This is a genomic window from Streptomyces mirabilis, from assembly GCF_018310535.1.
Classification (GTDB): Bacteria; Actinomycetota; Actinomycetes; order Streptomycetales; family Streptomycetaceae; genus Streptomyces.
Window position 1 is genome coordinate 6,322,734 of record NZ_CP074102.1, and the last position, 13,046, is coordinate 6,335,779.

The 13,046-nt window shown below is 71.4% G+C and carries 12 protein-coding genes; 3 read left to right on the plus strand and 9 right to left on the minus strand.

Annotated elements, in window-relative coordinates:
- Nucleotides 1-18: 18 nt before the first annotated feature.
- Nucleotides 19-1,638, plus strand: a complete 1,620-nt coding sequence (locus tag SMIR_RS27840) for a fused response regulator/phosphatase (protein WP_168500968.1) — start codon at nucleotides 19-21, stop codon at nucleotides 1,636-1,638.
- A gap of 26 nt (nucleotides 1,639-1,664) precedes the next feature.
- Nucleotides 1,665-2,024: a 5-carboxymethyl-2-hydroxymuconate Delta-isomerase gene (locus SMIR_RS27845; protein ID WP_168490750.1), complete on the plus strand. Its 360-nt coding sequence runs from the start codon at nucleotides 1,665-1,667 to the stop codon at nucleotides 2,022-2,024.
- A gap of 3 nt (nucleotides 2,025-2,027) precedes the next feature.
- Here the strand turns inward: SMIR_RS27845 and SMIR_RS27850 are convergent, their stop codons facing one another.
- The 5 genes from SMIR_RS27850 to SMIR_RS27870 all read right to left on the minus strand — a co-directional run bounded on the left by SMIR_RS27850 (nucleotide 2,028) and on the right by SMIR_RS27870 (nucleotide 7,348).
- Entirely contained in the window at nucleotides 2,028-2,732 is a 705-nt protein-coding gene (locus SMIR_RS27850) for a TetR/AcrR family transcriptional regulator (RefSeq protein ID WP_212727524.1), read from the minus strand.
- Between the two features lie 56 nt (nucleotides 2,733-2,788).
- Nucleotides 2,789-3,841: a PDR/VanB family oxidoreductase gene (locus SMIR_RS27855; protein ID WP_168490746.1), complete on the minus strand. Its 1,053-nt coding sequence runs from the start codon at nucleotides 3,839-3,841 to the stop codon at nucleotides 2,789-2,791.
- Nucleotides 3,838-4,755, minus strand: coding sequence for a metal-dependent hydrolase (locus SMIR_RS27860; protein WP_168490744.1), 918 nt, complete (start codon nucleotides 4,753-4,755; stop codon nucleotides 3,838-3,840). The genes SMIR_RS27855 and SMIR_RS27860 overlap by 4 nt, the downstream gene beginning before the upstream one ends.
- Nucleotides 4,756-4,846: 91 nt before the next feature.
- The gene (locus SMIR_RS27865) at nucleotides 4,847-6,763 is read right to left on the minus strand and encodes an amino acid adenylation domain-containing protein (protein WP_168490742.1); all 1,917 of its coding nucleotides are present in this window, start codon (nucleotides 6,761-6,763) and stop codon (nucleotides 4,847-4,849) included.
- 30 nt (nucleotides 6,764-6,793) lie between these two features.
- Nucleotides 6,794-7,348: a tetratricopeptide repeat protein gene (locus tag SMIR_RS27870; RefSeq protein ID WP_211119032.1), complete on the minus strand. Its 555-nt coding sequence runs from the start codon at nucleotides 7,346-7,348 to the stop codon at nucleotides 6,794-6,796.
- A gap of 134 nt (nucleotides 7,349-7,482) precedes the next feature.
- Here SMIR_RS27870 and SMIR_RS27875 point away from each other — a divergent pair, with 134 nt between their 5' ends.
- Nucleotides 7,483-7,926 (plus strand): hypothetical protein, encoded by a 444-nt coding sequence (locus tag SMIR_RS27875; RefSeq protein ID WP_211118689.1) that lies wholly within the window; start codon nucleotides 7,483-7,485, stop codon nucleotides 7,924-7,926.
- 114 nt (nucleotides 7,927-8,040) lie between these two features.
- Here SMIR_RS27875 and SMIR_RS27880 read toward each other — a convergent pair whose 3' ends face one another.
- From SMIR_RS27880 to SMIR_RS27895, 4 genes are all read right to left on the minus strand, one after another.
- Nucleotides 8,041-9,591 (minus strand): DUF1996 domain-containing protein, encoded by a 1,551-nt coding sequence (locus SMIR_RS27880; RefSeq protein WP_168490733.1) that lies wholly within the window; start codon nucleotides 9,589-9,591, stop codon nucleotides 8,041-8,043.
- Nucleotides 9,592-9,816: 225 nt separating this feature from the next.
- Complete coding sequence (locus tag SMIR_RS27885; protein ID WP_099940984.1) at nucleotides 9,817-10,473, minus strand: LuxR C-terminal-related transcriptional regulator; 657 nt, start codon at nucleotides 10,471-10,473, stop codon at nucleotides 9,817-9,819.
- A complete protein-coding gene (locus SMIR_RS27890; protein ID WP_249938642.1) occupies nucleotides 10,458-11,726 on the minus strand; it encodes a sensor histidine kinase in 1,269 nt (422 codons plus the stop codon). The genes SMIR_RS27885 and SMIR_RS27890 overlap by 16 nt, the downstream gene beginning before the upstream one ends.
- 246 nt (nucleotides 11,727-11,972) lie before the next feature.
- A complete protein-coding gene (locus SMIR_RS27895) occupies nucleotides 11,973-12,992 on the minus strand; it encodes an NAD-dependent epimerase/dehydratase family protein (RefSeq protein ID WP_212727526.1) in 1,020 nt (339 codons plus the stop codon).
- Nucleotides 12,993-13,046: the final 54 nt, after the last annotated feature.

The following is a 13,046-nucleotide window of genomic DNA, read 5'->3' on the forward strand; positions in this document are numbered from 1 at the left end:
GTGTCCAAGGGCTGGCAGATGGAAGTCAACGGCAAGCGGACCGACACGACCGTGCTGGTCGTGGACGATGCGGCGGCCAGCAGGTATGCCATGAGTGCCGTGCTGCGCCGCGCCGGTCACCAGGTCGTCCCGGTCGCCACCGGCTCCGAGGCGCTCGTCGAACTCGACGTACGGCTGCGCAAGGGCACCCTGCCCGACGTGGCGCTCATCGATGTGGAGCTGCCGGACATGAGCGGCTTCGAACTGTGCCGCCGGCTCAAGGCCCGGCCGCACATGGCCGGTCTGCCCGTCGTGCACTTCTCGGCCGCCGCCGTGGACGCGGGTGATCGCTGCCGGGGCCTCGACGTGGGCGGCGAGGCGTATCTGACGGTGCCCGCCGAGCCCGAGGAGATCGACGCGGTGGTCCGGGCCGCGGTGCGCGCCGCCCGCCTCAGGGCCGACGACCAGGCGCTGGCACGGCGGCTGACCCGGCTGGCGGAGACGGTCGTCGCCATCCAGACGGCGCGCTCCCCGCAGGAACTCGCCGACGCGGCCGCCGACGGCGCCGCGCGGCTCACCGGCTCTCCCGCCGCCGTCTTCGTCCTCGGCCCGGACGACGAGCTGTACCGCGGCACCTCACGGGACCGTACCTCGCTCGCGATGCCCGACGAGGGCGCCCACCGGACCGTGGCCGGTCTGCTCCGACGGCTCACCCGGGGGCAGTCGGGCGTCCAGATCACCACGGTGCCCGCGCCGCTGTGGCCGGCCGGGTTCTTCCGGCCGGGCGTGCAGCACGACGCCCGCCTGGCGCTGATCCCCATCCAGGAAGGCCGGGCCTCGGTGTGCCTCGCCACGCCCACCCGCGGGGTGCGCCGGGTCAACCCCGAGGACGAGGCCCTGCTGGCCCGGCTCGCCGAGGCCACCGCGCTCGCCGCCGAACCACTGCTCATGTACCAGATCGAAAGGCACGTCGCCCTCACCCTCCAGCACAGCTTCCTGCCCCAGCCGCACCGGCTGCCCGAACTGCCGGGCGTCGACGTCGTGGTCCGGTACGTGCCCGCGTCCCAGGAGACCGAGATCGGCGGCGACTTCTACGCGGCCCTGCGCACCGGCGAGGGCGTGCTCACCGCGGTCGGCGACGTCGTCGGGCACTCGCTGGAGGCGGCCACCGTCATGGTCGAGATCAGGCACGCGCTGCGCGCCTACAGCGTCGAGGAGAGCGACCCGGCCGTGCTCGCCGAGCGTCTCGACCGGATGCTCCAGCGCTACCACCCCGGCATCACCACGACCGTCTGCCTGGTCCTGGTCGATCCCGCCACCGGACGCACCCGCATCGCCAACGCCGGCCACATCCCGCCGCTGATCATCCGGGACACCGGGGGCGCCGACTACTCCAAGGCCGCCGGCCCGCTGCTCGGTGTGGGTCTGCCCCACCCGCCGCCCACCGAGCTGTTCCTCGAACCCACCGACCGGCTCCTCATGGTCACCGACGGCCTGATCGAGACCCGGGGCACGGATCTGGCGGTCTCGATGGAGCATCTCCGCGCCGCCGCCACCGGCGCCCTGCCCGGCCTGGACGCCCTCTGCGACACCCTGCTCGACTGCTTCGGCCGGGACCGTGAGGACGACATCGCGCTGCTGGCGCTGCGGCTAGGGTGATCGGGAATCCTAGAACAGGAGTGCCCATGCCGAACATCACCGTCGAGCATTCCCCGGCTCTCGACCACGTCGACTGGCGCGCCTTCGCCCTCGCGCTGCACCCGGTGGTCGTCGAGACCGCCGCCGCGAAGATCGAGGCGTGCAAGACGCGGACGCTGCGCACCGAGGACGAGGTGGTGGGAGCGGAGGCGGACCCGGACGCGCACGCCATCGTGCACGTCACGCTCGCCCTGCTGGCCGGCCGCACCGAGGAGACCAAGGCGAAGCTCACCGAGGCCACCCTTGAGCTGCTGCGCAAGCACATCGAGCCCAGCGACGGGCTCACGCTGCACGTGTCCGCCGAAGTGCGCGAGCTCGACCCGTCGTACCGGAAGTACGTGCAGTAACCGCTATGAGGCGGCCGGGGGCGAGGCCAGCGAGATCAACCGGACGGCGAGGTCGGTGAACGGCCCGTCGCCCGGGTCGCCCTTGAGCGCCTGGCGCAGCACCGCGCCGAGCTCCTCGTCGTGCGTGGCGCTCACCGCCGCCAGCGCCGCGAAGTCCTGCACGAGCTGCACCTCCAGCTCGCCGCGCGGAATCCGCCGCCCGTCCAGCCAGATCAGCGCCGTCGACTCGACGAGCGAGATCCAGGAGCGGATCACCAGCTCCAGGCGGGCGGGCGGGTCCTCGACCTTCAGATGCGACAGGATCTGGACGTAGGCGGCCTGCCGCACCCCGTCGACGAGCGCGTTGGTCTTCGAGGAGCCGACCGCGGGACCGCCGCGCATCAACGCCGCGAAACCGGGCCCGTGGTCGTCCACGAAGTCGAAGAAGCGGCGCATGACCCGCAGCAGCCGCGAGCCCAGCGGGCCCTCGTGCGGCTCCACGAACCGGCTCGCGAGATCGTCCGAGGCGCGCTGCAACGCCGCCTCGTACAGACTGAGTTTGCCGGGGAAGTAGTGGTAGACCAGCGGTCGTGAGATACCCGCGGCCGAGGCTATCTCGTCGATGGAGACCTCGTCGGGTGAGCGTCGGCTGAAGAGGTCGAGGGCGACGCCGATCAACTGCTGCCGCCGCTCCTCGACACCCATCCTGCGGCGTACCCCGGTTGTCATACGAACACCTTACCGATCGGATCCGGCCTCGAACGGGCCGGTCCGGCCATGGTCGTTCACATGTCCAACACGATGCGATCACCGCGCGCCCGCGAAACACAGATCAGTATCGAGTCACCACGCTCCGTGTCGGTGAGCAGTTCGTCGCGGTGCTCGATCTCCCCTTCCAGCACCCGCTGTTGGCAGGTTCCGCAGAATCCCTGCTCGCAGGAGTAGGCGGTGTCGGGCAGTTCGGCGCGTACGGCGGCGAGCACGGTGGTGCCGGCGGCGACGCTCACCGTACGTCCGCTGCGGCGCAGTTCGACCTCGAAGGCGCCGTTGCCCTCGGCGGAGGTGCTCGGCGTGAACCGTTCCAGGTGCAGCGCCGCATGGTCGGGCAGTCGGCGTCCGACCGCCTCCATCAGCCCCTCGGGGCCACAGCAGTGGACGGCCGCGCCCTCCGGCACGTCCGCGAACAGCGCGTCGAGATCGGGCCGTCCGTCCTCGTCCTCGGCCACGACGGTGACCCGGCCGCCGCGCAGCTTCGCGATCTCCTCCAGGAACGGCATCGACGCGCGTGTCCGGCCGCCGTACAGCAGCCGCCACTGCGCGCGGTCCTGGACCGCCCGCAGCATCGGCAGGATCGGCGTGATCCCGATGCCGCCCGCGACGAAGACGTACGCGGGCGCCGGTGCGAGGGGGAACCGGTTGCGCGGTCCCCGCACCTCGACCGCCATGCCCTCCCGGAGCTGCTCGTGGACCTCGCGCGACCCGCCCCGCCCGTCCTCGACCAGCCGGGTCGCGACGGTGTAAGACGAGGTGTCCTCCGGGTCCCCGCACAGCGAGTACTGCCGTACGAGCCCCGAGGGCAGGACGAGGTCGAGGTGGGCGCCGGGCTCCCAGCGCGGCAGGTCGTGCCCCTCCAGGCGCAGTTGTACGACCCCGTCGGCGACCCGCTCGTGCCGGGTGACCAGCAGCCGCAGCGCCCGGGAGCGCGGCCGGCCGGAGATCGGCTCCTCCAGGGCGGGCAGCGGCCACAGCGGCGAGACCTCGATCCGGCGGCGCAGCGCCCGCCGGACGAGCAGGGCCGTACCGGCGACGGCGACGACGGTCCGCAGCCGGGGCGTCATACGGCTCCCCTCTCGGCAGCCGTCGCGGCTGTCGCCGCCGGTGACGAGGCGAGATAGGCGACGGCCTGCTCGGTCGAACCCTCCTGGGAGGGGTGGTAGGTCCGGCTGAGATAGCGGGGAATGGACTTGAGCATGTCGCCGGTCGCCGGCAGTACGCCCCGCTTCCCGCTCAGGTAGAAGTCCTTGAAGCTCGCCCTGCCCGCCGTGAGGGTCGGGTCGTTCTCCATGAAGAAGCGCACCCCGCGCTGCCACAGGAAGACCAGGGCGGTGAAGGCCGTGGCCCAGGTCCGGGCGCGGCGCCGGTAGCTCCCGTCGACATGGAGGAACAGCTCGAAGGCCACGGACCGGTGCTCGACCTCCTCCGCGCCGTGCCAGCGCATCAGGTCCAGCATGGTGGGATCGGCGCCGCGCCGGTCCAGCTCCTCCGCGTTCAGGATCCAGTCGCCGAGGAAGGCGGTGTAGTGCTCGATCGCCGCGATGATCGCGACGCGCTCCATCAGCCACCACTTGCGGGCCCTGCCGGGCGGCAGGGTGCGATCGCCGAGCAGCTTCTCGAAGAACCAGTCGACCTGGGCGGTGTACGGCGTCGGGTCGAGTCCCAGTTCCCTGAGGTGGGGGAGTACCTCGTCGTGGGCCTGCGAGTGCATCGCCTCCTGCCCGATGAACCCGATGACGTCCGCGCGCAGCCGCTCGTCCCGGATGTGGGGCAGCACTTGCTTGTACACGTGCACGAACCAGCGCTCACCGGCCGGCAGCAGCAGATGCAGCACGTTCATGGTGTGCGTGGCGAACGGCTCCCCCGGCACCCAGTGCAACGGTGTGTCCTTCCAGGAGAACGACACCTTCCGTGCCTTGAGCGGTATCCGCTCGGACTCGACCGGCCGGGGCAGCCGGGCGGCATGCTTGTTAGACATGCCGTCAATGTACTGACGGGTAGGTGCCGGGAGAACCCCCGTGCGCCCACTTGTTGACGCGAAGGTCGGCTCTGTCGAGTCCGGGGACCGGCTAGCGCAGTCCGCTGACCACCCGCCCGTCCGTCAGGGTGCCCTTCAGCCCCGCCTGACCCCCCTGCTTCGTCCGTACGGCGAGCAGCGCGCCCCGGGCCGACCCGCTCACCCCGCCCGTCGTGCTGATCGAGGCGGTGTCCTTGCTGCCCGCCGCGAGGAGGTACCAGTCGCCCGTGCCCGACTTCCACAGCACGCCCGCCAGCACATGGGGGTCACGGCCGCCGCACGCGGGCGAGTTCTCGGCCTTCGCCGCGACCGCCCCGTACGCCCCGCCCGCGGTGTGGAACTGGGCCAGGACCAGGGTGCCGTCGCCCCGCCAGGTGTCGGCTCGGGTGCACACCCAGGCGGCCTGCCCGCTCGCGTCGGGCAGCGGCTGCTGCGCGTACTGCCAGGCGTTCACGGACCGCACGCCCTGGGAACGCACGGCGGACAGGGAACAGGCGAACGGCGCCCAGTTCCGCAGCGCCGCCGGGCCCGCGGCGTCGTGGGGTGCCGCGGGCGGCCCCGAGGTGAGGTGGGCCGGGATCAGCTCGCCGAGATCGGTCAGCAGGTGCGGGCCCGAGGCGTCGGTCGCCTCCATGACGTTCCACGAGGTGCAGGCGCCGGTCGGGGCCGGGCCGGCCAGAGGCGTGCTGACACCCTCGGGCGACAGGGTGAGGGGTGTCGGGTCCGCGGTCGGCTTCATCAGGTCGCGCTCGGCTGCCCCGGTCACCCAGGGGGCGGTCAGATAGCGGACGTTGCCGTCGGCCCGGTCCAGGACCAGCGCCTCCGCCTCGGCCCCGGTCGCGCCGTCGACCCGGGCGAAGTCGAGGGCGGCGCCGCCCGTGCCGGCGCGCGGCTCGGCGTACCGGGCGATGCGCAGTCCGTCGTAGAAGAGCACCACGCGCGCCTGGTCCACGTCACCGGCGTAGAGCAGTTGCGGCGGTCCGGCCGGGGCGCCCGAAGGGGTGCCGGGCGTCGCCGAGACCTGCACGGACTCGCCGGGCCGGGCCCAGACGGCGAGTGCCCGGCGCAGCAGCGCGGTGTCCCCGGCGAGGTTGCCGCGCGCGGGCCACACGGAGAAGTCGGTGCGCGCGGACGACCGCCACGCCGTCGGGGCGATCCGCGTCACCCTCCCGGGGTCGAGGGCGGCCTCGGCTGCCGGGTTCTGCGCGTACGACGGGGCGGCGGCGCCGTCGGGTCCCCAGCCGCCGCTGGGCAGGGCGAGCAGCGCTCCGCAGACGGCCGCCGCGACGCCGGCGGCGATCGCGGCCTTCGTGTGCTGCCTGCGCCGCATAAGGTCGGTGGGCCGGGCGTGCAGCGAACAGGGGTCGAACTCGGGTGACAGGAGCAGGGCGTCCTTGGCCTCGACACCGCCCGCCTCCTTGAGCGCAGCGCGCGGGTCGTCGACGCCCGCCGCCGTCAGCACCTTGCGTACGTCGGGGTCGGGCAGCTTCTCCAGGCCGCGCAGGACGTATGCCGCACGGGCGGCACCGGAGAGGGCCGACAGCCGCTGGTCCAGGGCGAGTTCGTCGGCGCCGCCCGAGCGCGGGAAGAGCCTCAGGCCCCACACCTGGGGCAGCAGCGGCGGCAGCTGGGACCGCTTGGGCCAGGCCGCGCGCCGCAGTGGCACTCCTGCCTCCAGCGCCGTACGCACGACCTTGAGGCGTACGAGGGCGTAGCCGGGGTCGCCGTCGCGGCCAGTGGCCTGGGCCGGGATCGGGGTGGCGGTCGTGCGGCCCCGGGGCAGGGCGCGCTGGGTGAGGGCATGCGCGGTCAGCACCCGTCGGTTGCGGCCGAGGCTCGGCGGCAGCACCAGATAGGCGAGCCGGACGAGCCGCGGGTAGTGCTCGACGAGGGCGGCCTCGGCCTGCTCGACGTCGACGACCGGTCCTGGGGAGGCTGCGGAGCGCTGGGCTACATCCTGTGACTGCACGTTCAGCAAAACGAGCGAATCGGTGGATGGTCACCTGGCTCCGGAGAGTTGCTCCCCGGGTTGTACGAGCAGCCGCGCGTAGTTCGCCATCGAGCGCTGGTAGCGGGGCAGATGGGGCGCGAGGGCGGCGATCACCAGCGAAAGGCCCTCGCGTTCGCGGCCCAGGTCGGCGAGGCAGAGCGCGAGAGTGGCGCGTACGGCATCGTCCAACTCGTCGGAAGGGGCGTCGAGTTCGGGAGTGAGGAGCTTGACGCCTTCCTCGGCCTGCCCGATGTTCCGCAGGGAGCTGGAGAGTTGGATCTTGGTGCGGCGGCCGCGGTAGCCGCCGAGGCCGCGGGCGAGCGCCTCCCGGTACAGCGGCACGGCCTGGTCCGAGTGGCCGGTGGAGTCCCAGGCGCAGGCCCGCTCGAAGAGGCCGGCGGGGCTGTCCGCGGGCAGTTCGGCGACCAGCGCGTCGATCACCGCCCGGAAGTCCGCCGCGTCCGCTTCTTCATAGTCGTCGAACGTGGCCCAGGCCGCCGCCGTACGCTCTTCCCAGTCTTCGGTCACGGCCACACCTTCGCACACACGTGCCCGTTGCGGCATCGGCATTCCCACAGGATGCCTTTCCGTCCGTATCGGGGGAGATTGAGCACTTGGCGCGCCACAGCCGTATCGAAGACCAGGGCCCTCGCCGGGGCTCTCGACGGCGTGGGCGCCGACAGGCACCGGAGGAACGTATGAGGTTGACACGCGAAAAGCTGAGCGGGCACGGCCTTGTGGTCGTCGCGGCCGCGGCCCTGCTGGCGCTGACCGGCTGCGGCGGGTCGGGCGGGGGAGGGACCAAGAGCGACTCGGCCGGCCAGGTCCCGGCCACCGCGACCGGCAGTCTGGAGGATCTGGCGGCCGAGGTGAAGTGCAAGCCGGACATACAGACGGACGCCGACGAGATCCGCCAGGCGATCTGCAAGAACACCGACGGAAAGTTCGTCCTCGCCACCTTCGCCACCGACCGCGGGCAGCGCGAGTGGATCAACGACGCGAAGGACTACGGGGGGTTCTACCTCGTCGGCGCCAAGTGGGTCGCCGTCGCCGACCAGAAGGTGGTCACGGCGCTGCGCGGCACGCTCGGCGGTGACATGGAGGTCGGGACCGACCACCACCAGCACTCCCACACCGGCTGAGCCGCACGCACGGCACACACGCAGAAGGCCGGTGGCGGGTTCTCCCGCCACCGGCCTTCTCAGTGCCTTGCTAGCTCTTCGGTGAAGCGACTACTGCCTTCGGTGAAGGGGCTGCTACCTGCACTGCTTGCCGGTGTTGATGCAGTTGGCGATCTTGTTCGCCAGGCCACCGGTGGTGACGCTGATGAAGTCGTCGTGGTCGGTCGCCGACTTGTGGAGCTGCTCCGGGAAGCCGTCCACCGCGTACGCGTTCTTCACCACGCCGTTCTGGAGGACCGGCGGCGCGATCTTGTAGACCAGGCGCATCGTCAGCTGCGGGATCGCCTTGAAGCCGTTGCCGCAGACGCCGCTCGCGGGGTCGGGGAAGGCCACGTGCGTGCGGTGGTTGGCGCTGTCGATGTTCTGGCCGTCCCAGCAGCTCTGGAAGGCGAACGTGCGGACCACGTTGCTGCCCTGCGGGCAGATCGGGTACTGCGACGTCAGCTGGACCTTGTTCTCGAAGCCGGTGCAGCTCCAGTGCGCGTTGGCGTTCGCCAGACCGTTGGTGGTGGTCTTGGCGTCACCGGTGATGATGCGCAGGAACTGCGGCATCGCGACGACCTTGCTGGCCGGGCTGCCGACGTACTTGATCTGCGCCTGTACGGGCGTCAGGATTTTGCCGACGTTGCCTTCCTTGCCACCGCCGTCCGCGTTCTGGTCGAAGTCCTGCGAGCCGTCCTGGAGACGGACCACCGGCCAGTAGTACGACGACAGGTCGTTCTTGTTCTGGCAGCTGGTCCCGCCCTGCAGGAACGTGTTGTTGCTGGAGAACGCGTTGACCTTCTGGTTGCCGACGTAGTCGTGCAGGTGGTGCGCGCCGTTGGTCACGCCGGGCGCCACGATCACGTTGTCGGTGTTGTGGTTCTTGTTCGCGTTCACACCGCACGCAGTGGTGAACGTACCCCGCGAGGCGTTGGCGGACTTCTGCGGCTTCCCCTGGACGTTCGCCGCGACCTTGGTGATGTCGACGAAGTCGGCGGCTACGGGACCGTTTCCGGCCTGACCGCCGATGTTGGCCGGTGCGCTCGCGCTCGGAGCCGCGCTGGCCGAGGCGCCGCCGTTGTTCTGCTGGCCGCCGTTGTTCTGGCCGCCGTTGTTCTGACCCCCGTTGTTCTGCTGGCCGTTGTTCTGGCCGCCGGCGGTGGTCTGGGCCTGGTTGGCGGTGGTGCCGGTGCAGGCGGCGAGACCGTCCAGCGTGGTCGGCGCGGCGGCGCCCACCCGGGTGAAGTCGATCTTGATTCGGCCGATGACCGCGGTCCGCTTGTCCTTGAGCGGCGACAGGATCGCGTTCTGGACGAAGCCCGCGTCATTGGCCTGAGCCTGACGTGACGAGGCCAGCCGGGCGTACGCCTCGGTGATCTGCTTGTCGAGCGTGGCCAGCTCCGTGTCGACGTTCGACTTGGCGTTGGCGGGCACGCTGGTCAGTTGCTGCCCGACATCGGGGCAGGAGATGGTGGCGACCTGGGCGGCGGCGGCCTTGGTGGTGTTCGGGCTCGAGTTGGTCTCGTGCGCCGAGGCGTAGAAATTCGCCCAGATCAATCCGCCCCCACCGATCGCGAGCGCCGCGGATGCGGCAACGGCGCGAACAGCCAGTGGCGAACGTCGTTTGCGAGTGTTGCGTCCCATGGAACTCCTCTGACTTCCTTGCGGGGCATCGAGGCGCCCGACAGGAGTGAAGCGGCGTCCATCAGTACGCAGGTGACTCCTGAGGCGTTCAGAAACCCTGGAAAATCTTAGAAGTTCGTGAGGTCATTTCCGGCACAATGGGCTCAGAAGCGCATGTTTTTCGGTGAGTTGATCTCGAAAAAAAGGTTTGAACTATATTCAACGGCGTCGGCGGGCGCTTCTTCTTCACTGGCTGCCGTGATCCAAATACGCCAGTACGGCGAGTACGCGCCGGTTGTCATCGTCGGAGACCTCCAGCCCCAGTTTGGTGAAGATATTGGAGGTGTGTTTGGCGATCGCCCGTTCTGTGACGACGAGTTGGGCCGCGATCGCCGCGTTCGAACGCCCCTGCGCCATCAGTTCGAGCACCTCCAGCTCGCGCGGGGTCAGCCGCCCGAGCGGCTGCGCGGTGTGTGAACGCCGCGCCAGCAGCTGCTGAATCACCTGCGGATCCATCGCGGTCCCACCCGCGGCGACGCGCCGTACGGCGTCGATGAACTGCTCCGCGTCGAACACCCGGTCCTTGAGCAGATATCCGACCCCGCCCGTGCCGTCCGCGAGCAACTCCCGTGCGTACAGCTGCTCCACGTGCTGGGAGAGCACGAGCACCGGCAGCCCCGGCCGCTCCCGGCGGGCCTGAAGCGCGCACTGCAGCCCCTCGTCCGTGTGCGAGGGCGGCAGCCGTACGTCGACCACGGCGACGTCCGGCGCCAACTCGGCCAGCGCCCGGGTGAGTTCGGGTCCGCTCTCGACGGCGGCGGCGATCTCGAAGTCGTACGCCTCGAGCATCCGGACCAGTCCGTCGCGCAGCAGGAACAGGTCCTCGGCTAGGACAACGCGCAAGGGATCTCCATGGTGACCATGGTGGGGCCGCCCGCGGGGCTGCTGACGGCCAGGACGCCGTCGAATGTACCGAGCCGACGCTCGACGCCGGTGAGCCCCGAGCCCGCGCCGACCCGGGCGCCGCCCTCCCCGTCGTCGGTGACGGTGATGCGGAGCATTCCGTCCCTGTGCTGGAGGTCGACCCAGAGGCGCTCGGCACCGGAGTGCTTGACCGCGTTGGTCAGCACCTCGCTGACGGCGAAGTACACGGCGGACTCGACGGGCGCGTCGGCACGGCCGTCCATGTCGACGTCCACCTCGCTCACGAGAGGCAGCCGCAGCACCAACGCCCTTACCGCGTCGCCGAGTCCACGCTCGGCGAGCACGGGGGGATGAATACCCCGCACGAGGTCGCGCAGCTCGGTGAGCGCCTCGGCGGAGGACCGGCGGGCCTGGGCGAGCAGCTGTCGGGCCTTGGCCGGGTCCTTCTCGATGAGGACCTCGACGGTCCCCAGGTCCATCCCCATGGCGACCAGTCGCGCCTGCGTCCCGTCGTGCAAGTCCCTCTCGATGCGGCGGAGTTCGGCCGCCGACGTGTCCACGGCGGTGCGCCGGGTCTCGGTGAGGACGCGGACCCGTTCGGCGAGTTCGCCGTCGCCGGAGGCGAGGACGGAGCGGGCGAGGAGGAAATGGACCCGCAGGAGGGCGGGGGAGAGGGCGTAGGAGGCGACGAGGAGCACCGCGCCCAGTGCCCCCGCGAGGAGGGCGGAGCCCTGTCCCGACACCGGCACGAAGCCGTACCACCACCCCACGTGCGTGCCGTCCGTGAAGACCCGCCACAGGCCGGCCGCCAGCGCGAAGCCCTCCAGGGGGTACAGGAGGAGGGCGGCGGGCAGCAGTGCGGTCACGAACCCGGCGGTCATGTCGACCACCAGCCAGCCGAGATCGCGCCAGGTCGCCGGGTCTCCCAGCATGCGGAAGCAGCGCGTCCACGGGGGCGTGTCCGCGGGCAGGCTCCTGTACGCGGACGGAATCCGTATCCCGCACCACTTGGCGGCGATGGTCCGCCGCCGGTCCGCGAAGGCCCGTACGCCGGTCAGGACCCAAGGGGTCGTGACGATCCCCACCCCCGCCGGCACCAGCAGGATCGACACGACGGACAGCACGAAGAGAACAACCGCTCCGGTGAACCCCCCGACGGCCAGCACCAGCCCTCGCCCTCCGGCGACCAGTACCTCAGGCCCGCGCGCCCGTATGCCCCTGCCGCTCCACATCCCCATACCGCCAGTCTCACCGACCCGCCCCGCGAGGTCACTGGGCCGAGCACCAGGGTGGGGGTGGTGCCAGGTGCACCCCGGGGACAGGGCTTTCCTCGCCCTCGCCGCCCCTGCCCGTCCCGTCCCGAACCTGGGGGCTCCGCCCCCGGACCCCCGGGGTGCGTTCTTCGGCTGCGGGCCGGTGGGGGTTGCTCGCGCGGTTCCCCGCGCCCCTGAAGGGGCGCGGGGAACCGCGCGGTGGCGCTACTGGGTGAGTACCTTTGTCTCCAGGTCCGGCGGGAGGCCCACCGGTGGGCGGTCCGGGCGTTGGGGGGCCACCCCGCCGATGCCCTGGAGCCAGGTCCACGTGTCCGCGACCGTCTCCGAGACGGGCCGGCACCGCAGCCCCGCCGCCACCGCACGGGACACGTCCGCCCGATGAAGAGCGTCATGCATGTCGGACCCCACCGGCACCCACACCGGCAACTGCGTCCACGGCTGAATACCGGCGTCGAGAACCACGGAAGGCTCGGTCCAACGGAGTTCCGCCCGCGCCCCGGTGACCCGGACGCACGCGTCGAGCAGCTCCCCCATCGTCGTATGCCCCTGCGGACTCATCAGGTTGTACGCCCCGCTCACCCCCGCATCCGCCGCCCCCAGGATCCACTCCGCGAGATCACGGACATCGATGTACTGGAGGGGGAGGGACCGGGGACCGGGCGCGAGTACGGGTCCGCCCCGGGCGACCCGGGTCAACCACCACGGCAGGCGCCCGATGTTCTCGTACGGCCCGAGGATCAGCCCGGACCGCACGAGCAACGAGCGCTCCGCGCCGAACGCGGACACGGCGGCCAGCTCGCCGCCCAGTTTGTCCTGCGCGTAGTCGGTCTGTTCCGCGTCCTCGGACGCCCCTTCCACGAGCGGCGCGTCCTCGGTGTAGTCGGCGGGCGGAGCCCACGCGTAGACCGAGCAGCTCGACACGTACACATACCGCCCGGCCCGGTCGGCCAACAGCCGTGCCGTGTCGCGAACGGCCCGCGGCGCCGCCGACCAGGTGTCGACGACGACATCCCACTCACCGTCGCCCTCACCCGCGGCGGAGGCGAGCGCCGCGAGCCCGTCGGGGGCGGTGCGGTCGCCCAGCAAGGACCGCACCCCGGCGGGCGGTTCGCGGCGCCCGCGGTGGAAGACGGTCACCTCCCAGCCACGGCCGAGCGCCGCCTCCACCACGGCCCGCCCCGCGAAGTCCGTACCGCCCAGCACCAGCAGTTTCTTGGGTTTCATACGGACGACTCTGCCCGCACGGCCCGCCGGACGGAACGGGAATCTGCTGACAGA

Bases quoted from the DNA above. Each gene is read 5' to 3' on its own strand.
- SMIR_RS27840 (WP_168500968.1), top strand. From the start codon at position 19: ATGGAAGTCAACGGCAAGCGGACCGACACGACCGTGCTGGTCGTGGAC.
- SMIR_RS27845 (WP_168490750.1), top strand. From the start codon at position 1,665: ATGCCGAACATCACCGTCGAGCATTCCCCGGCTCTCGACCACGTCGAC.
- SMIR_RS27850 (WP_212727524.1), bottom strand. From the start codon at position 2,732: ATGACAACCGGGGTACGCCGCAGGATGGGTGTCGAGGAGCGGCGGCAG.
- SMIR_RS27855 (WP_168490746.1), bottom strand. From the start codon at position 3,841: ATGACGCCCCGGCTGCGGACCGTCGTCGCCGTCGCCGGTACGGCCCTG.
- SMIR_RS27860 (WP_168490744.1), bottom strand. From the start codon at position 4,755: ATGTCTAACAAGCATGCCGCCCGGCTGCCCCGGCCGGTCGAGTCCGAG.
- SMIR_RS27870 (WP_211119032.1), bottom strand. From the start codon at position 7,348: ATGCCGCAACGGGCACGTGTGTGCGAAGGTGTGGCCGTGACCGAAGAC.
- SMIR_RS27875 (WP_211118689.1), top strand. From the start codon at position 7,483: ATGAGGTTGACACGCGAAAAGCTGAGCGGGCACGGCCTTGTGGTCGTC.
- SMIR_RS27880 (WP_168490733.1), bottom strand. From the start codon at position 9,591: ATGGGACGCAACACTCGCAAACGACGTTCGCCACTGGCTGTTCGCGCC.
- SMIR_RS27890 (WP_249938642.1), bottom strand. From the start codon at position 11,726: ATGTGGAGCGGCAGGGGCATACGGGCGCGCGGGCCTGAGGTACTGGTC.
- SMIR_RS27895 (WP_212727526.1), bottom strand. From the start codon at position 12,992: ATGAAACCCAAGAAACTGCTGGTGCTGGGCGGTACGGACTTCGCGGGG.